Source organism: Streptomyces sp. NPDC059668 (genome assembly GCF_042734135.1).
In the GTDB taxonomy this organism is placed as follows: domain Bacteria; phylum Actinomycetota; class Actinomycetes; order Streptomycetales; family Streptomycetaceae; genus Streptomyces.
On record NZ_JBHWEL010000024.1, the window covers coordinates 94,171 to 112,189 of the forward strand.

12 protein-coding genes are annotated in these 18,019 nt (G+C 70.1%); 6 read left to right on the top strand and 6 right to left on the bottom strand.

The genetic code is table 11. The features are described 5' to 3' along the window. Nucleotides 1–101 precede the first annotated feature (101 nt). Nucleotides 102–4,001: a DNA-directed RNA polymerase subunit beta' gene (locus ACFV2J_RS19495; RefSeq protein WP_385084054.1), complete on the top strand. Its 3,900-nt coding sequence runs from the start codon at nt 102–104 to the stop codon at nt 3,999–4,001. Between the two features lie 155 nt (nt 4,002–4,156). Next, on the top strand, nt 4,157–4,684 hold the full coding sequence (locus tag ACFV2J_RS19500) for a DUF1707 and DUF4190 domain-containing protein (protein ID WP_385084053.1): 528 nt from the start codon (nt 4,157–4,159) through the stop codon (nt 4,682–4,684). 104 nt (nt 4,685–4,788) lie between these two features. Here ACFV2J_RS19500 and ACFV2J_RS19505 read toward each other — a convergent pair whose 3' ends face one another. The 6 genes from ACFV2J_RS19505 to ACFV2J_RS19530 form a co-directional block, all read right to left on the bottom strand. Beyond that, nucleotides 4,789–5,784: a M48 family metalloprotease gene (locus ACFV2J_RS19505; protein ID WP_385084052.1), complete on the bottom strand. Its 996-nt coding sequence runs from the start codon at nt 5,782–5,784 to the stop codon at nt 4,789–4,791. A gap of 448 nt (nt 5,785–6,232) precedes the next feature. Beyond that, nucleotides 6,233–6,862: a Pycsar system effector family protein gene (locus ACFV2J_RS19510; RefSeq protein WP_385084051.1), complete on the bottom strand. Its 630-nt coding sequence runs from the start codon at nt 6,860–6,862 to the stop codon at nt 6,233–6,235. Next, nucleotides 6,859–8,673: a hypothetical protein gene (locus ACFV2J_RS19515; protein WP_385084050.1), complete on the bottom strand. Its 1,815-nt coding sequence runs from the start codon at nt 8,671–8,673 to the stop codon at nt 6,859–6,861. The genes ACFV2J_RS19510 and ACFV2J_RS19515 overlap by 4 nt, the downstream gene beginning before the upstream one ends. Before the next feature lie 77 nt (nt 8,674–8,750). Further along, on the bottom strand, nt 8,751–11,018 hold the full coding sequence (locus ACFV2J_RS19520) for a hypothetical protein (protein WP_385084049.1): 2,268 nt from the start codon (nt 11,016–11,018) through the stop codon (nt 8,751–8,753). Further along, nucleotides 11,015–11,923: a hypothetical protein gene (locus ACFV2J_RS19525; protein WP_385439703.1), complete on the bottom strand. Its 909-nt coding sequence runs from the start codon at nt 11,921–11,923 to the stop codon at nt 11,015–11,017. The genes ACFV2J_RS19520 and ACFV2J_RS19525 overlap by 4 nt, the downstream gene beginning before the upstream one ends. 258 nt (nt 11,924–12,181) lie before the next feature. After that, on the bottom strand, nt 12,182–12,979 hold the full coding sequence (locus tag ACFV2J_RS19530; RefSeq protein WP_385094647.1) for a Crp/Fnr family transcriptional regulator: 798 nt from the start codon (nt 12,977–12,979) through the stop codon (nt 12,182–12,184). 502 nt (nt 12,980–13,481) lie between these two features. Between ACFV2J_RS19530 and rpsL the strand changes: the two genes are divergently transcribed. From rpsL to tuf, 4 genes are all read left to right on the top strand, one after another. Then, the gene (rpsL, locus tag ACFV2J_RS19535; RefSeq protein WP_003948652.1) at nt 13,482–13,853 is read left to right on the top strand and encodes a 30S ribosomal protein S12; all 372 of its coding nucleotides are present in this window, start codon (nt 13,482–13,484) and stop codon (nt 13,851–13,853) included. A gap of 2 nt (nt 13,854–13,855) precedes the next feature. Continuing rightward, nucleotides 13,856–14,326: a 30S ribosomal protein S7 gene (gene rpsG, locus ACFV2J_RS19540; RefSeq protein ID WP_003992340.1), complete on the top strand. Its 471-nt coding sequence runs from the start codon at nt 13,856–13,858 to the stop codon at nt 14,324–14,326. A 39-nt stretch (nt 14,327–14,365) separates the two neighbouring features. After that, nucleotides 14,366–16,495 carry an elongation factor G gene (fusA, locus tag ACFV2J_RS19545; protein WP_385094650.1) on the top strand — a complete coding sequence of 710 codons (2,130 nt, stop codon included), beginning with the start codon at nt 14,366–14,368 and terminating at the stop codon, nt 16,493–16,495. 143 nt (nt 16,496–16,638) lie between these two features. Then, on the top strand, nt 16,639–17,832 hold the full coding sequence (gene tuf / locus ACFV2J_RS19550) for an elongation factor Tu (protein WP_153289127.1): 1,194 nt from the start codon (nt 16,639–16,641) through the stop codon (nt 17,830–17,832). Nucleotides 17,833–18,019: the final 187 nt, after the last annotated feature.

Sequence of the window (18,019 nt, forward strand, 5' to 3'; positions counted from 1 at the left end):
GTTACGGGGGCTCGACGATGAACGTCGACGAGCCCCCGGCCGGCCCCAGGACCCCCGTATCAGACCCCATGACTTACAACCCTGAGAGGGATTGACGCATAGTGCTCGACGTCAACTTCTTCGATGAGCTCCGGATCGGTCTGGCCACCGCTGACGACATCCGTCAGTGGAGCCACGGCGAGGTCAAGAAGCCCGAGACCATCAACTACCGCACCCTCAAGCCCGAAAAGGACGGACTCTTCTGCGAGAAGATCTTCGGTCCGACCCGGGACTGGGAGTGCTACTGCGGCAAGTACAAGCGCGTCCGCTTCAAGGGCATCATCTGTGAGCGCTGTGGCGTCGAGGTCACTCGCGCCAAGGTGCGCCGTGAGCGGATGGGCCACATCGAGCTGGCCGCTCCCGTCACCCACATCTGGTACTTCAAGGGCGTTCCGTCGCGGCTGGGCTACCTGCTCGACCTCGCCCCGAAGGACCTCGAGAAGGTCATCTACTTCGCCGCGTACATGATCACGTACGTCGACGAGGAGCGCCGCACCCGCGACCTGCCCTCGCTGGAGGCCCACGTCTCCGTCGAGCGTCAGCAGATCGAGAACCGCCGCGACGCCGACCTGGAAGCCCGCGCCAAGAAGCTCGAGACCGACCTGGCCGAGCTGGAGGCCGAGGGCGCCAAGGCCGACGTGCGCCGCAAGGTGCGCGAGGGTGCCGAGCGTGAGATGAAGCAGCTGCGCGACCGTGCGCAGCGCGAGATCGACCGTCTCGACGAGGTGTGGACCCGCTTCAAGAACCTCAAGGTCCAGGACCTGGAGGGCGACGAGCTCCTCTACCGCGAGCTGCGTGACCGCTTCGGCACGTACTTCGACGGTTCGATGGGTGCCGCGGCGCTGCAGAAGCGCCTGGAGTCCTTCGACCTCGACGAGGAGGCCGAGCGCCTCCGCGAGATCATCCGCACCGGCAAGGGCCAGAAGAAGACCCGTGCGCTCAAGCGCCTCAAGGTCGTCTCCGCGTTCCTGCAGACCAGCAACAGCCCCAAGGGCATGGTGCTCGACTGCGTGCCGGTCATCCCGCCGGACCTGCGTCCGATGGTGCAGCTGGACGGTGGCCGCTTCGCGACCTCCGACCTGAACGACCTGTACCGCCGCGTGATCAACCGCAACAACCGCCTGAAGCGCCTTCTCGACCTCGGTGCCCCCGAGATCATCGTGAACAACGAGAAGCGCATGCTCCAGGAGGCCGTCGACGCGCTCTTCGACAACGGCCGTCGTGGTCGCCCGGTCACGGGCCCCGGCAACCGTCCGCTGAAGTCGCTGTCCGACATGCTCAAGGGCAAGCAGGGTCGATTCCGTCAGAACCTGCTCGGCAAGCGCGTGGACTACTCCGCGCGTTCCGTGATCGTCGTCGGTCCGCAGCTGAAGCTGCACCAGTGCGGTCTGCCGAAGGCCATGGCGCTGGAGCTCTTCAAGCCGTTCGTGATGAAGCGCCTGGTCGACCTGAACCACGCGCAGAACATCAAGAGCGCCAAGCGGATGGTCGAGCGCGGCCGCACGGTCGTGTACGACGTCCTGGAAGAGGTCATCGCGGAGCACCCGGTTCTGCTGAACCGTGCGCCCACGCTGCACCGCCTCGGCATCCAGGCCTTCGAGCCGCAGCTGGTCGAGGGCAAGGCCATCCAGATCCACCCGCTCGTCTGCACCGCGTTCAACGCGGACTTCGACGGTGACCAGATGGCCGTCCACCTGCCGCTCTCCGCGGAGGCGCAGGCCGAGGCCCGCATCCTGATGCTGTCCTCGAACAACATCCTCAAGCCCGCCGACGGCCGCCCGGTCACGATGCCGACCCAGGACATGGTCCTCGGTCTGTTCTTCCTGACCACGGACGGCGAGCTGCGTGACGTCAAGGGCGAGGGCCGGGCGTTCGGCTCCACCGCCGAGGCGACCATGGCGTTCGACGCCGGGGAGCTCGCTCTCCAGTCCGCGGTCGACATCCGCTTCCCGGTGGGCACCATCCCGCCGCGCGGCTGGACCCCGCCGGCGCAGGAGGAGGGTGAGCCGGAGTGGCAGCAGGGTGACACCTTCCGCCTCCGTACGACCCTGGGCCGCGCGCTCTTCAACGAGCTGCTGCCCGAGGACTACCCGTTCGTCGACTACTCGGTGGGCAAGAAGCAGCTCTCCGAGATCGTCAACGACCTCGCCGAGCGCTACCCCAAGGTCATCGTGGCGGCGACGCTCGACAACCTGAAGGCGGCCGGCTTCTTCTGGGCGACCCGCTCCGGCGTCACCGTGGCCATCTCCGACGTCGTCGTTCCCGAGGCGAAGAAGGAGATCGTCAAGGGCTACGAGGCGCAGGACGAGAAGGTCCAGAAGCAGTACGAGCGTGGTCTGATCACCAAGGACGAGCGCACGCAGGAGCTCATCGCGATCTGGACCAAGGCGACCAACGAGGTCGCCGAGGCGATGAACGCGAACTTCCCGAAGACGAACCCCATCTTCATGATGGTCGACTCGGGTGCGCGAGGAAACATGATGCAGATGCGTCAGATCGCCGGTATGCGTGGTCTGGTGTCGAACGCCAAGAACGAGACGATCCCGCGTCCGATCAAGGCCTCCTTCCGTGAGGGCCTGTCGGTGCTGGAGTACTTCATCTCGACCCACGGTGCCCGTAAGGGTCTGGCGGACACCGCTCTGCGTACCGCCGACTCGGGTTACCTCACCCGTCGTCTGGTCGACGTCTCCCAGGACGTCATCATCCGCGAGGAGGACTGCGGCACCGACCGTGGCCTCAAGCTGCACATCGCGGAGCGCGGCGCGGACGGCGTGCTGCGCAAGGCGGAGAACGTCGAGACCAGCGTGTACGCCCGTGCGCTGGCCGAGGACATCACCGTCGACGGCAAGGTGCTGGCCCCGGCCAACACCGACCTCGGCGACGTCCTCATCGACGAGCTGGTCAAGCACGGCATCGAGGAGGTCAAGACCCGCTCGGTCCTGACCTGCGAGTCCGCCGTCGGTACCTGCGCCATGTGCTACGGCCGTTCGCTGGCCACCGGCAAGCTGGTCGACATCGGTGAGGCGGTCGGCATCATCGCCGCCCAGTCCATCGGTGAGCCCGGTACCCAGCTGACGATGCGTACCTTCCACACCGGTGGTGTGGCCGGTGACGACATCACCCAGGGTCTGCCCCGTGTCGTCGAGCTCTTCGAGGCTCGTACGCCCAAGGGTGTCGCCCCGATCTCGGAGGCGGCCGGCCGCGTCCGTATCGAGGAGACCGAGAAGACCAAGAAGATCGTCGTCACCCCGGACGACGGCAGCGACGAGACGGCGTTCCCGATCTCGAAGCGTGCCAAGGTCATGGTGCGTGAGGGTGACCACGTCGAGGTGGGCCAGAAGCTCACCTTCGGTGCCACCAACCCGCACGACGTGCTGCGGATCCTCGGTCAGCGCGCGGTCCAGGTCCACCTGGTCGGCGAGGTCCAGAAGGTCTACAACTCGCAGGGTGTGTCGATCCACGACAAGCACATCGAGATCATCATCCGGCAGATGCTGCGCCGCGTGACGATCATCGAGTCGGGCGACGCGGAGCTGCTGCCCGGCGAGCTGGTCGAGCGTTCGAAGTTCGAGACCGAGAACCGTCGTGTGGTGCAGGAAGGCGGCCACCCGGCCTCCGGCCGTCCGCAGCTGATGGGTATCACCAAGGCCTCGCTGGCGACCGAGTCGTGGCTGTCGGCGGCGTCCTTCCAGGAGACGACCAGGGTTCTGACGGACGCGGCGATCAACGCCAAGTCCGACTCCCTGATCGGCCTCAAGGAGAACGTCATCATCGGTAAGCTCATCCCGGCCGGTACGGGTCTGTCCCGTTACCGCAACATCCGGGTCGAGCCGACCGAGGAGGCCAAGGCCGCGATGTACTCGGCCGTCGGCTACGACGACATCGACTACTCGCCGTTCGGCACGGGCTCCGGCCAGGCCGTTCCGCTGGAGGACTACGACTACGGTCCGTACAACCAGTAAGGCGTATGTCAACTGACGGGCGGTCACCCTTCGTGGGTGGCCGCCCGTCGGCGTTCTCCGGCCCGGTACGGGGGTACGGACGTCCTGCGGGAACCCGTGCCGGAAATGCCGCGTTGGAGCATCATGGAGGTATCCGTCTGGGGGGAGGCATTTCCGTGTCGTACCCGACGCCGTGGCAGCCGTGGCAGGGGCATGGGCAGGGCGGGCAGTCGATGCTCGCGTCGCACGCCGACCGGGAGCGGGCGGTGGATGTGCTGAGAGCCGGCTTCGGCGAAGGCCGCCTGGAGCAGGACGAGTTCGAGAAACGGGTGGCGCGGGCGTACGCGGCCAGGACGGTGGGTGAGCTGGCCGTGCTCGTCGGCGACCTGCCGCAGGGCCCCGTACCGATGACGGCCGGAGCCGGTGTCGTCGTCCCGCAGACGTTCCTGCCCGCGCCGCGTCCGGTGACCAACGGGAAGGCGGTCGGCGCCATGGTCTGCGGCCTGCTCACCGTGGTGACGCTCGGCGCCACCGGCATTCCCGCGGTGGTCCTGGGACACTCGGCGCGCTCGGAGATACGCCGTACCGGGGAGAGCGGTGACGGCCTCGCGATGACCGGTCTCGTACTGGGCTGGCTGTCCGTCGGGGGCTGGGCGCTGTTCGTGATGCTCGCCGTGATCGCGGGGGTCGCGTCCGGCGGCTGAGGCGGCCGGGGGCTGAACGGCCGGCCTGCCTTCCGGAGTCCGTGGCGCGGGCCCGGGGGTCCGGCCTGGCCCGGCCGGTCCGGCCTGCCCCGGCTCCGCTGTCGTCAGCCGGGCGGCTGGAGATACGGCTGGAGGTGGTGCAGCCGTGTGTAGTGGTCCGGGTGGGACGAGAGCAGCTTGCTGAGCGAGCTCTCCGGCGGGGCCACACCTCCGTTGCGGGCGGTGAGCGCGGCCGTCTCGTACTGCTCCTGCTGGTGCAGCTTGTGGAGGACGGCGGCCAGCATCGGGGCGAAGCCGAGGGCCGCCGCGTGCTGGTCGGCGCGGAGTTCGGCCCGGCGCCCGACGGCGGCGAGCGCGTACGGCACGGCCAGGAGGAGCAGCGGAAGCCCGTACAGCGTGCTGACCGTGGCCAGGGCGAGGCCGCCGAGGACCAGCACGACGAACGCGGCCCCGAAGCAGGAGAACGCGCGCGACACCTTGAAGACGATGCTCGCGAACCCGCGCAGCACCCGCCAGGCGAGCCGGCCGGGCAGCGCGTACCAGTAGCCGAGCAGCGAGGACCAGGCGTGGCCGCCGACGTGGTGGCCCAGTTCGTGCGCGAGGACCGCGGCGAGTTCCCCGTTGGGGAGGTGGTTCATGGCGAAGCGGGTGACCCCGACGATGTGGCCGGCGGCGGCGACCGCGTTCAGGCCGTCGCTGTCCTCCACCCACAGTTCGTAGGTGCGGCCCTCGACACCGGCGCGCGCGGTGACCTCGTGCCAGACCGGTTCGAGTTTGGCTCGTTCTTGCGGGGTGGGGTGGCGCAGGTGGAGCAGACGGCGCGCGATGGCGCTTTCCGTGGGCCGGTGGAACACGAGTGCGCCGCTGGCCAGCCAGGCGAGGACCACGAGGAACGCGAGGTCGCCGAAGAAGGCGGAGAACAGGCCGACGACGAACAGGCTGCAGAGGAAGTTCGGCAGGTGGAGCAGCAGACTGCCGACGGCGGTGGAGTCGGTGCGGCGCTGCTGGCTGCGGATGTGGACGCGGCCGTGGTCGGTGCTGATGTGGTGCGGGTGGGCGGGGTCGTCGGGGGAGAGGGCCGGTGCGGGGATCGGGGGCATGCCGGCCTGCGGGTACGCGGGCTGGGCCGGCGGTGCGGCGGCCTGCGGGTGGTGCGGGGGCTGCGGGTGGTGCGGCTGTCGTGGGTGTGGTGAGGCCGGTGGGTGTTGCCCTGGATACGGCGGAGGCTGTTGGCCTGGATAAGGCTGGGCTTGTTGGCCCGGGTAGGGCGGGGCCTGTTGGCCCGGGTAGGGCGGGGCCTGTTGACCGGGGTAAGGCGGAGGTTGTTGGACTGGATAGGACGGGGGCTGTTGTCCCGCGTAGGACGGAGGCTGTTGGCCCGGGTAAGGCGGGGGCTGTTGTCCGGGGTAGGCCGGAGGAGCCTGGGACTGGGACTGGGACTGGGGCGGTGCGGGGTACTGGGGGTGCTCCGGTGGTGAGGGCGGTGGCTGGGTCACGGTGCTTCCTTCGTGTGTGCGGGGGACGAGCGGGGTGTGCGGCCGGGCGGTGTCAGCCGATCAGCAGCGAGGCGGGCAGCAGGACCGTGCCGACGCAGAAGGCGATCAGTCCGGTGCGGATCCACTGGTGCTTGCGCGCGGCGATCCGGCTCGTCTCGGTGAGGGCCTTCGCGAGGCCCCCCGTGGGATCACGCCGGGTGTCGGCGAGGGCGGTCGGCAGACAGCCGAGCCGTACGGCCTGCTGGATGTCGCCGAAGTACGACAGCGGGTGCCCCGGCGCCCAGTCCGCGGCGCCGTAGCGCGGGAGCACGGCCAGCAGCAGGGCGAGCAGGGAGAGGGCGAGGGAGCCGACGCCCGCCCAGCACAGCGCCGCGCCCGGGACGGAGAGCGCGGCCGGGGTCCAGTCGTGTCCCGCGAGCAGCCCGCTGAAGACGCCCGCGGTCATGCCGAGCGCGGCGACCAGGACCGACGCCTTGCTGTCGGCGCGGGTGATCTCGGCGCGGAGGTCCGCGAGGAGGCGCTCGCACAGGCGGACCATCTCGGGCGCGGTGGCGTCCGGGCGGCCGGCGGGAAGGGGAGTAACCGCGGCGGGGACTCCGGACGGGGCTCCGTCCGGAGCCGCCGGGTTCCCGTCCGGGCCTCCGGCTGGCGTCGGGACGGGTGCCGGGTCGAGCGCGGTCATGCGCCGCTCTCCCGGGCACCGGCGTCCGGGCCGTCGGGCGCCGGGCCGTCCGGCGTGGGTTCGGCGGATCCCGGATCAGCGAGTTCCGGATCAGCGGGTCCCGGTACGTCCGGGCGCGGAGGGGCGGCCCGGGAACCGTCGTCGGCCGGGTGGGCGACGGAGGCCACGGCCTGTGCGGGCAGGGTCGGGGTGCTGCCGTAGCCCGGGGGCGGCTGCCAGGCCGGCGCCGCGGGCGCGACGGGTCCGGCCGGCGGGGCGGGAACGCCCGGGTAAGGGGCCGCGGGCACCGGTGGGGGCACGAGCGGGGGCGCCGGGGCGTACGGCTGCGGGGACTGCCAGGTGGGGCCGTCAGGGGCCCCGTACGGGCCGCCCACCGGTCCCGGCCGGGCACCCGTGTACGGATCCGTCGCCGGGCCGGGCTGCCCCGCATAAGACCTGTACGACCCGGACGCCCCGTACGGCGGCGGCGCGGCGGGACCTGCCCCGGGCACCGGCGCGGGTGCGGCTGTGGGCGCGGAGGTGGAGGCGGGCGCCGGTGCGGTGGGGCCGTCGAGGCCGCCGGCCCCTGCCGCGGGGCCCTGGAGCGGCGGCCCGCCGGGGACCGGGGGTGCGGCGTGGCCGGGACCGGTGGGCGCGTACCCCGGCAGCGGCGGGTCCGGATACGCCGGGCCGGCGGCGGACGGGAGCAGCGGAGGCGTCTGCGGGACCCCCGGGAGCCGCTGGTTGAGGATGTCGCTGACCGTGCGCAGGGCCAGTTGCTTCGGACCCTCCAGCTCGTAGCCCTCGGCGGTGTCGCCGTTCAGCAGCTGCTTCACCAGATCCATCTGGGCCTGGATCATCCGGAGTTGGTCCTCGCGCATGCTGGACATGACGAGGTGGGAGTCCTCCGGGCGCTGGGCGAGATGCAGTGCCCAGGCATGGACGCCGCCCTGCTGGAGGTGCCACTGGTAGAAGGCGATCTTCTCCTCCTCCAGCTTCTGGAGTTCGATCTGCTGGTGCCCCTGCTGGAGGGCGAGCTGGTGCTGCTGCCCGCTGTGCAGGAGCGCCTGCTCGTGCTGCCACCGCTGCTGCTGGAGCGCGAGTTCCTGCTGCCGGCCGCCGTACGCCATGGCCCGGTCGATCTGAAGGGCGTCCTGCTGCCGGAACCGGCGGTCGGCCTCGACGTCGACCTCCATGCCGCGCTGCGCCACCCGCACCTGTTCGGTGGCGGAGTGGTCGATGGCCTGTAGCCGCCGCTGGTGCTCGATGTTCGCCTGGTCACGACGGAGCCGCAGGGTCCAGGTGACCTGCAGTCCCGCCGGTGCGCCGAGCGGCCCCAGGACGGTGACCGCCTGGAGCAGTTCCCGCTCGGCCGCCGCGCTGTCCGCGATGGCGAAGCGGCGGCTCACCGGCCGGGCCGCCTGCTGGAGTTCGCCGATGAGCGTCGCCGGCACGTTCCGGTGCCCGCTCTCCACGAACCGGCCCGGATCGAGGACCTGCCACGACAGGTCGAGGGCCGCGGTGAACTCGAAGGCGTCGTTGTCGCTCGGCAGGGTGAGTTCGGCCGAGTGGGGGTGTACGCCCATGTCCACCTCGTACACGGCCGAGTACCGCTTCGCCGCGATCTCGCTGCGCGTCGGACGCCGGGGCGGCAGATACGTCTCGTAGCCGCCCCTGGGGGTGGAGAAGACCAGGGCGTGGTCGATGCGGACCAGGTGCTTCAGCGAGAGCTCGAAGCGAGACAGCTGGCGCACGGTGAGCACCGGGTCGACCAGGTCGGAGTGCCGGTCCGCCTGCTGCTGCCACTCGGGCGGGCGGTTGAAGGTGGGCATGTGCGTGTCTCCTCGGGAACGCCGGGGCGCTTCGCCTCCGGTCGCCTGGGTCGGAAGGGTCTGGCGGCGGGCCCCGGTCAGCGGGCCGGAAGGGTGGTCAGCAGACGGGCGGCCACCAGGGGCGGGGGCGCCCCGTCCTCACCGGGCATGGTCCGCAGCAGATGGCTCAGCCGCTGGTGCTCCGCGGGCGAGGTGACGAGAGCGGGCAGCAGGGCGGCCAGTGCCCATTCGGTGGCCGGCGTCCGGTCGGCGATCAGCACCCAGTCGCGCAGCACGTCCAGCGCGTGCCGGGTGGCCCGGGGGTCGGCGAGGGCCGCCCGCCACAGGGCCGGGATGCCGTGGGCGGCCGCCGAGCCCTCCGTCGCCGCCCGCGCGTACCAGCCGAGGACCAGCGGGGTGCCGTACCGGTCGTCGTCCTCGGTGCGGCGGCAGGCGTTGACGAAGCCGCCGAGGGTCAGGTCGTGCACGGCACGGTCGTCGTCGAGGCGGCCGAGCAGTTCGGCGAGAACCGGCTCGCTGGCGGGGGAGAGGAGCAACAGCTCCACGGCCTCGGCGAGTTCGCGCGCCATCTCGCCGTCCAGGTCGTCGGGGGTGTCCGCGTACAGCCGGCGGACGGCACCGCGCAGCGCGGCGAGCGCCTGTACCGGCCGCTCGGGTCCGATCAGCGCGTACGCCCGTGCCGCCACCCAGCGCAGCCGCGGATCGTCGTGGGTGCACCAGTCGTCGAGGATGCGCGGGATGTTGGGCGTGCCGACGAGGTGCGCGAGGGTGAGCGCGTTGACGGCGACGAGCCGGTGCCGGAACAGCTTGGAGATGCCCCAGGGTTCGATGACCAGGGCCATCGCGGAGGGCAGGTCGGTACGGGCGAGCACGGCGACGGTGGAGGCGGCCCGGGTACGGACCAGCGGGCGGCCGTCGTCGGCGAGCCGGCGCAGCCAGGCGATCAGGGCGGGCCGTGCGGACGGGTGACCCGTCCACACCTCGCGCAGCAGCACGAGGGAGGCCCGGTCGTCGCGGAACGCGGCCTTCCGCTGGGTCACCGGGCCCCACTCGGTGTGCTCGTCCTCCTCGTAGCGGTGGGCGCGGGCCAGGTGGAGGCGTTTGCCGACGTGCGTGCCGAAGACGGGGACCTCCGGGACGCGGGCCCGGTTCTCGGTCTCCTGGAGGAAGCGGTAGAGCAGATCGCTGAGTTCGGCGGTGAGGGCGTACGGGCCGCCGTCGAAGGCCGCCAGCGCGACGAGGAACGCCTTGTCCCGCAGGTGGATCGACGCCTCGTCCTCCTCGAACCACTCCTGGACCTGGTTCTCCAGCGAGCCGAGGGAGAACCGCGCCACGGCGTCCTCGGTCACCTCTCCGGCCGCGTACCGCCCGAGCAGCCGGGCGAAGGCGGCGACCTCCCGCAGCTGGTGGCCGCGGCCCAGGAATTCGGTGACGTCGGGGAGTCCGAGCAGCTTGGCGGCGCTCTCCTCGTCGGTGCGGGCGCGCAGGTGGGCGGCGAGGACGTCGGCCGCGGCCGGGGGCTCCCAGCGGACGGCGGGGACGTCCTCCAGCGCGGCGCCGGGACCGACGGTGATCACCAGGTAGGCGCCCTGCTCGGCGAGGCGGTCCCGGACGGCGAGCAGATGGGGTTCGCGCAGCGGGCGGTCCCGGCGGGTGGCGAGGTCGCACAGGACGTACCCGCGCGCGGGGTCGCCGGCGCGCTTCTCCGCCGTCTCCGCCGTGAACCCGTCGGCGAGGGCGCCCGGGGCGGTGTCGGGCACCAGGGTGCGGACGGGTGCGGCGCCGAGGCGGTGCAGGAGCATCAGGGCGGCCGTACGTCTGCCGGTGAAACGGGCGCCGGACAGGACCAGGACGCGTTCGTGGCGCAGCCGGTCGAGCAGGTCGGCCATGACCCGGCCGTCGGCGACGAAGCTCTCGTCCAACCGCTCCAGGGTGGAGCGCGGGACCTCGCCGGCGGACGGTGCGGGCGAGGCCGTGCCGGCCGTCCCCAGGTGGTAGATCTCCGTCCGGCCGCCCATGAACACGTCGCCGGTGAAGTGGCCGCCGCTGATCCCGCCGTGCTGGTCGCCTCCGAGCAGGCCGCCGCCGAAGCGGGCCCTGGCGCCGACGTTCATGGTCCGGGGGCTGTGGTCGACCAGGTCCCGCCGGGCCGACCAGGCGTTCTGCGGCTGGTCGTGCTCCTCGGACGCGTCGTGGTCGTCGCCGCGGGGGGTGTCGTCGGGTACGGGGGTGCCGGCGGGCTTGTCCGCCACGGGGCCGGAGCCGCCGGGTCCGGAGCCCGAGCCGTCCTGGCCCGGGCGGGTGCCGGCCGGGGGACCCTGGCCCGCCGGTTCCTGGGTGCTCACGCGCCGCCACCCTGCTCCCGGCCGCGTCGCTCCCGGCCGTCCCGCTCCCGGTTGCCGGGCTCCCCGAAGGTGACGTCGCCGGTGAAGTGGCCGCCGCTGATCCCGCCGTACTGGTCGCCGCCGAACACTCCGCCGCTGATGCCGGCGGAGCCGCCGTCGATGCGGAGCGCGGGGCCCGGCGCCGGGGCTCCCCTTGATCCGGCCGGCGCCGGGCGGTCCTCGCCGGGGCCGCCCCGCGGGGGGACCGCGGGCGCCGGGCGGTCCCCCGAACCGCCCGGCGCCCCGGTTCCCCCCGCCCCCGTCTCACCGTGGTCTCGCGTGGGTGCCGGGTCGCGGGGGAGCGGGCCGTGCAGCCATGCCTTCAGCGGGCCGTTCTTGCTGTCCACCGTGATCGGACGGAAGTCGGCGGCCGGGACTCCGGGGTGGTCGTGCCGTACGACGCCGGTGTACAGCGCGTCGGAGACACAGAGCGCGAAGTCGTCGGCGCGCTCGCGCAGGGCGGCGCGCAGGGGGTGGGCGTCCAGCAGACGGCAGGCGTGGTTCAGGTCGGAGCCGACCCAGCCGTCGAGCGCGTCGACCGCGACGTAGCCGGTGGCGAGAACGCCGCGCAGACGGATCTGGGCGGAGCGGGACGCCATCCGGTTGACGGTCCTCAACTGGGCCGGGACCTCAGTGAGCAGCGCGCGGAGCAGGGTGGTCACCGGGGCGTTCGCGTCGATGAGCGCCATCACGGAGTCGCCGCGGTCGGCACGCAGCCGCCGGGTCTCGTCGATGCCGGCGTGCTCCAGGGCGCGGTCGGTGATGTCGTAGAGCATGCGCCGCAGGTACGCCTGCTCCACGTCGTCCCGGTCGCTGAACCTCTCGATGTCCAGCAACAGGATCGTGCGGCTCACGGGGTCGGTCATGGTCGCCTCTCGCAGGTGTGCCGTGCAGAGCAGCAGCCTGCTGGCGTCACGCCCCGGGGCGTGAGGGCGGATGACCCACTCGGAGTGTGACCGTGTGCACAGAGGGGCCCCGGGTGGCGAGGGGACACCTAGCGGGTGCCGGGGGAACCCCGAGGGGGCTTCGGGGAACACCGGGGAACTCCACCGGCACCCTCGACTCCGCCCGCACCCCCGACTCCGCCCGCGCCGCCGCATCCCCCCTCGCGCCGCCTGCCGCGCCTACGCCTCCCCGTCCGCCCCGCCCCGCGGCAGCCGCCCCTCCGCCTCCTGAGGGGCCTGAGGGGACGGGATCCCGCCGGCCGGGAACTCCGTGGCCGCGATGCGGCGGAGTATGTCGGGGCGCAGGATCAGCAGCGTGCGCCGCCCCGTGGAGACGGCCTGCTTGTCACGGAGTTCCCTGAGCAGCCGCTGCACCATCTCGCGCGACGCGCCCACCGAGCCCGCGAGTTCCTGCTTGCTCAGCGGCACCGCCAGCTCGATGCCCTCGGCCGTCCGGCGGCCGTGCGTACGGGCCAGGTCCAGGAGCAGGACCGCGAAGCGCTGCCGCACGCTCATCGAGGCGAACTCCAGGCGCCGCCGGTCGGCCGCCCGCGTTCGGTCCGCGGTCAGGCCGAGGAGCGCGAAGGAGACGTCGGGTGAACGGCTGAGGAAATCACGGAAGCGCTCGTGCTCCACGGCCACCGCCCGCACCGGCTCCAGGGCGGTCACCGTCGCGGACCGCGGCCGCCCGGTCAGTACCGCGGACTCCCCGACGATGTCACCGGGGCCGCGCAGCGCGAGCAGCGCCTCGTACCCGTTGGCGGCGGAGGCGGTGACCTTGGTCCAGCCGGTCACGAGGAAGAGGACGTGCGCGGACGGTTCGTGCTGGTGCAGCAGAATGATGCGCTGGGCGAAGTCCAGCGTGCGGCCGAGCCCGAGCAGCGCCGAACGGTCCTCGGCCTCCAGCCGGGCCAGGAAGGGCACCCGGTCGTCCAGGCCCCCGTCGTCCGACGGATGGGCCACCGTCCCTGTCGTCATGCTCGTCCCCCAGTCCTCACAGCGGACGGATCAACGTACTGAAAGCGCAAGACCGCGGAGCCCGAAAGGGCGCGATTCGGCCAGGATGCGTGGAGTGTGTGCCGGGCCGCCGCGGCCACGGCACGGCCTGCCGCGGACGGTCGCGATGGCCACGGCATGGCCACGGCACGGCCTGCCGCGGGCGGTCGCGATGGCCCCGACGGGCCGTCGCGGACGCGGCCGGCGAGCCCCGCCGAGGGGGGTGGGAAGTCCGGCGTGTCGCCCTGGACAGCATTTGTTTTGACCGAAGTCCGTGAGGTAGGTACGCTCAGACCTTGTGCCTGGGGTGTGCCCTGGCTCGCGTGCGTGCCTTCAAACCGCAAGGCGAGCCGTAACCGGCCACCGTAATCTGCGCCCTTTTCGCCTCGCGGCGGGAATCTGCAGCATTCGACACACCCGACCGCGTGGGTCGGTGGCGTTCCAGGTTAGCTTCACCATTCGGCACACAGAAACCGGAGAAGTAGTGCCTACGATCCAGCAGCTGGTCCGGAAGGGCCGGCAGGACAAGGTCGAGAAGAACAAGACGCCCGCACTCGAGGGTTCGCCCCAGCGTCGCGGCGTCTGCACGCGTGTGTTCACGACCACCCCGAAGAAGCCGAACTCGGCCCTGCGTAAGGTCGCGCGTGTGCGTCTGACCAGCGGGATCGAAGTCACCGCTTACATTCCGGGTGAGGGACACAACCTGCAGGAGCACTCCATCGTGCTCGTGCGCGGCGGCCGTGTGAAGGACCTGCCGGGTGTTCGCTACAAGATCATCCGCGGCTCGCTCGACACCCAGGGTGTCAAGAACCGCAAGCAGGCCCGCAGCCGCTACGGCGCCAAGAAGGAGAAGTAAGAATGCCTCGTAAGGGCCCCGCCCCGAAGCGCCCGGTCATCATCGACCCGGTCTACGGTTCTCCTCTTGTCACGTCGCTGATCAACAAGGTGCTGCTCAACGGCAAGCGCTCCACCGCCGAGCGCATCGTCTACGGCGCCATGGAGGGTCTGCGTGAGAAGACGGGCAACGACCCGATCATCACGCTGAAGCGCGCGCTGGAGAACATCAAGCCGACCCTCGAGGTCAAGTCCCGCCGCGTCGGCGGTGCGACGTACCAGGTTCCGATCGAGGTCAAGCCCGGTCGCGCCAACACGCTCGCGCTGCGCTGGCTCGTCGGTTACTCCCGCGCCCGTCGCGAGAAGACCATGACCGAGCGTCTGCTCAACGAACTTCTCGACGCGTCCAACGGCCTCGGTGCCGCTGTGAAGAAGCGCGAGGACACCCACAAGATGGCCGAGTCCAACAAGGCCTTCGCGCACTACCGCTGGTAGTCGCTACCCACATCGAGACCGAGAGAAGACCGAAGCCTTATGGCTACCACTTCACTTGACCTGGCCAGGGTCCGCAACATCGGGATCATGGCCCACATCGACGCGGGCAAGACGACCACCACCGAGCGGATCCTCTTCTACACCGGCGTCAGCTACAAGATCGGTGAAGTCCACGACGGCGCTGCCACCATGGACTGGATGGAGCAGGAGCAGGAGCGTGGCATCACGATCACCTCTGCTGCCACCACCTGTCACTGGCCGCTTGAGGACGACGACTACACGATCAACATCATCGACACCCCGGGTCACGTCGACTTCACGGTCGAGGTGGAGCGTTCGCTCCGCGTCCTCGACGGTGCCGTCACCGTGTTCGACGGTGTCGCCGGTGTCGAGCCGCAGTCCGAGACGGTGTGGCGTCAGGCCGACCGTTACGGCGTGCCGCGCATCTGCTTCGTCAACAAGCTCGACCGGACCGGCGCGGAGTTCCACCGCTGCGTCGACATGATCAAGGACCGCCTCGGTGCGGTGCCGCTGATCATGCAGCTTCCGATCGGTGCCGAGATGGACTTCAAGGGCGTTGTGGACCTGGTCCGCATGAAGGCGCTCGTGTGGTCCGCCGAGGCGGCGAAGGGCGAGATGTACGACGTCGTCGACATCCCGGCCACGCACGCCGAGGCTGCCGAGGAGTACCGCGGCAAGCTGGTCGAGGCCGTCGCGGAGAACGACGACGAGATCATGGAGCTGTTCCTGGAGGGCCAGGAGCCCACCGAGGAGCAGCTGTACGCCGCGATCCGTCGCATCACCATCGCGTCCGGCAAGTCCAAGGACGTCACGGTCACTCCGGTGTTCTGTGGCACCGCGTTCAAGAACAAGGGCGTCCAGCCCCTGCTCGACGCGGTCGTGCGCTACCTGCCGACCCCGCTTGACGTCGAGGCCATCGAGGGCCACGACGTGAAGGACCCCGAGGTCGTCGTCAAGCGCAAGCCGTCCGTGGACGAGCCGCTCTCCGCGCTCGCGTTCAAGATCATGAGCGACCCGCACCTGGGCAAGCTCACCTTCGTCCGGGTTTACTCGGGCCGCCTGGAGGCCGGCACCGCGGTGCTGAACTCCGTCAAGGGCAAGAAGGAGCGCATCGGCAAGATCTACCGCATGCACGCGAACAAGCGTGAGGAGATCGAGGCGGTGGGCGCCGGCGACATCGTCGCCGTCATGGGCCTGAAGCAGACCACCACCGGTGAGACGCTCTCGGACGACAAGCACCCGGTCATCCTGGAGTCCATGGACTTCCCGGCGCCGGTCATTCAGGTCGCCATCGAGCCCAAGTCCAAGGGTGACCAGGAGAAGCTGGGTGTCGCCATCCAGCGTCTCGCGGAGGAGGACCCCTCCTTCCACGTCCACTCGGACGAGGAGACGGGCCAGACCATCCTCGGCGGTATGGGCGAGCTGCACCTCGAGGTGCTGGTCGACCGTATGAAGCGTGAGTTCAAGGTCGAGGCCAACGTCGGCAAGCCGCAGGTCGCGTACCGCGAGACGATCCGCAAGGCCGTCGAGCGTCACGACTACACCCACAAGAAGCAGACCGGTGGTACCGGTCAGTTCGCCAAGGTGCAGATCGCGATCGAGCCCATCACCGAGACCGACGGTCCGGCGTACGAGTTCGTGAACAAGGTCACTGGTGGGCGTATCCCGCGGGAGTACATCCCGTCGGTGGACGCCGGTGCGCAGGAGGCCATGCAGTTCGGCATCCTGGCGGGCTACGAGATGACGGGCGTCCGCGTCATTCTTCTCGACGGTGGCTACCACGAGGTCGACTCCTCCGAGCTCGCGTTCAAGATCGCCGGTTCGCAGGCCTTCAAGGAGGCCGCGCGCAAGGCCAGCCCCGTGCTGCTCGAGCCGATGATGGCCGTCGAGGTCACCACGCCCGAGGACTACATGGGTGAGGTCATCGGCGACATCAACTCCCGCCGTGGTCAGATCCAGGCCATGGAGGAGCGGGCCGGTGCCCGTGTCGTGAAGGGCCTCGTGCCCCTCTCGGAGATGTTCGGCTATGTCGGAGACCTCCGCAGCAAGACGTCGGGTCGCGCAAGCTACTCGATGCAGTTCGACTCCTACGCCGAGGTTCCGCGGAACGTCGCCGAGGAGATCATCGCGAAGGCCAAGGGCGAGTAACGCACACCGTTTGCACGCTTTAGGCTTGACACCGACCGCCGGGACTCGACCGGTAAGGGAGAATCCCGGCGGGCGGCACCCCAGCAAAGATCACCTGGCGCCGATGAGTAAGGCGTACAGAACCACTCCGTAGGAGGACCCCAGTGGCGAAGGCGAAGTTCGAGCGGACTAAGCCGCACGTCAACATCGGCACCATCGGTCACATCGACCACGGTAAGACGACCCTCACGGCCGCCATTACCAAGGTGCTGCATGACGCGTTTCCGGACCTGAACGAGGCCTCGGCCTTCGACCAGATCGACAAGGCTCCTGAGGAGCGCCAGCGCGGTATCACCATCTCGATCGCGCACGTCGAGTACCAGACGGAGACCCGTCACTACGCCCACGTCGACTGCCCCGGTCACGCGGACTACATCAAGAACATGATCACGGGTGCGGCGCAGATGGACGGCGCCATCCTCGTTGTCGCCGCCACGGACGGCCCGATGCCGCAGACCAAGGAGCACGTGCTCCTGGCCCGCCAGGTCGGCGTTCCGTACATCGTCGTCGCCCTGAACAAGGCCGACATGGTGGACGACGAGGAGATCCTGGAGCTCGTCGAGCTCGAGGTCCGTGAGCTGCTCTCCGAGTACGAGTTCCCGGGCGACGACCTTCCGGTCGTCAAGGTCTCGGCGCTCAAGGCCCTTGAGGGTGACAAGGAGTGGGGCCAGTCCGTCCTCGACCTGATGAAGGCCGTCGACGAGAACATCCCGCAGCCCGAGCGTGACGTCGACAAGCCGTTCCTGATGCCGATCGAGGACGTCTTCACGATCACCGGTCGTGGCACCGTCGTCACCGGTCGTATCGAGCGTGGTGTCCTCAAGGTCAACGAGACCGTTGACATCGTGGGCATCAAGCAGGAGAAGACCACCACCACGGTCACCGGCATCGAGATGTTCCGCAAGCTGCTCGACGAGGGCCAGGCGGGCGAGAACGTCGGTCTGCTCCTCCGTGGCATCAAGCGCGAGGACGTCGAGCGCGGCCAGGTCATCATCAAGCCCGGTTCGGTCACGCCGCACACCGAGTTCGAGGCCCAGGCCTACATCCTGTCCAAGGACGAGGGCGGCCGTCACACGCCGTTCTTCAACAACTACCGTCCCCAGTTCTACTTCCGTACGACGGACGTGACGGGCGTTGTGACCCTCCCCGAGGGCACCGAGATGGTCATGCCGGGCGACAACACCGAGATGACGGTCTCCCTCATCCAGCCCGTCGCCATGGAGGAGGGCCTGAAGTTCGCCATCCGTGAGGGTGGCCGGACCGTGGGCGCCGGCCAGGTCATCAAGATCAACAAGTAGTTCTTGTCGATCTGATCTCCTGGTAGCTCCTCGCGAGCTCCTTGAAGGGGCCCCAACCACAAAGGTCGTAACGGCCCATTAGCACCCCCCGACACCAAACCGCCCCCCCCAGAAACAGTCTCTTAAAAAAAAAAACCAACCCACCAAAACCCCTGATAAAACGTAATCCCTCATAAGCTTTAAAAAA

What these genes read in the sequence shown, in the direction of transcription:
- ACFV2J_RS19505 (WP_385084052.1), bottom strand. Translation starts at nt 5,784, where the DNA reads ATGCCCCCGATCCCCGCACCGGCCCTCTCCCCCGACGACCCCGCCCAC.
- ACFV2J_RS19510 (WP_385084051.1), bottom strand. Translation starts at nt 6,862, where the DNA reads ATGACCGCGCTCGACCCGGCACCCGTCCCGACGCCAGCCGGAGGCCCG.
- ACFV2J_RS19515 (WP_385084050.1), bottom strand. Translation starts at nt 8,673, where the DNA reads ATGCCCACCTTCAACCGCCCGCCCGAGTGGCAGCAGCAGGCGGACCGG.
- ACFV2J_RS19525 (WP_385439703.1), bottom strand. Translation starts at nt 11,923, where the DNA reads ATGACCGACCCCGTGAGCCGCACGATCCTGTTGCTGGACATCGAGAGG.
- ACFV2J_RS19530 (WP_385094647.1), bottom strand. Translation starts at nt 12,979, where the DNA reads ATGACGACAGGGACGGTGGCCCATCCGTCGGACGACGGGGGCCTGGAC.
- rpsG (WP_003992340.1), top strand. Translation starts at nt 13,856, where the DNA reads ATGCCTCGTAAGGGCCCCGCCCCGAAGCGCCCGGTCATCATCGACCCG.
- fusA (WP_385094650.1), top strand. Translation starts at nt 14,366, where the DNA reads ATGGCTACCACTTCACTTGACCTGGCCAGGGTCCGCAACATCGGGATC.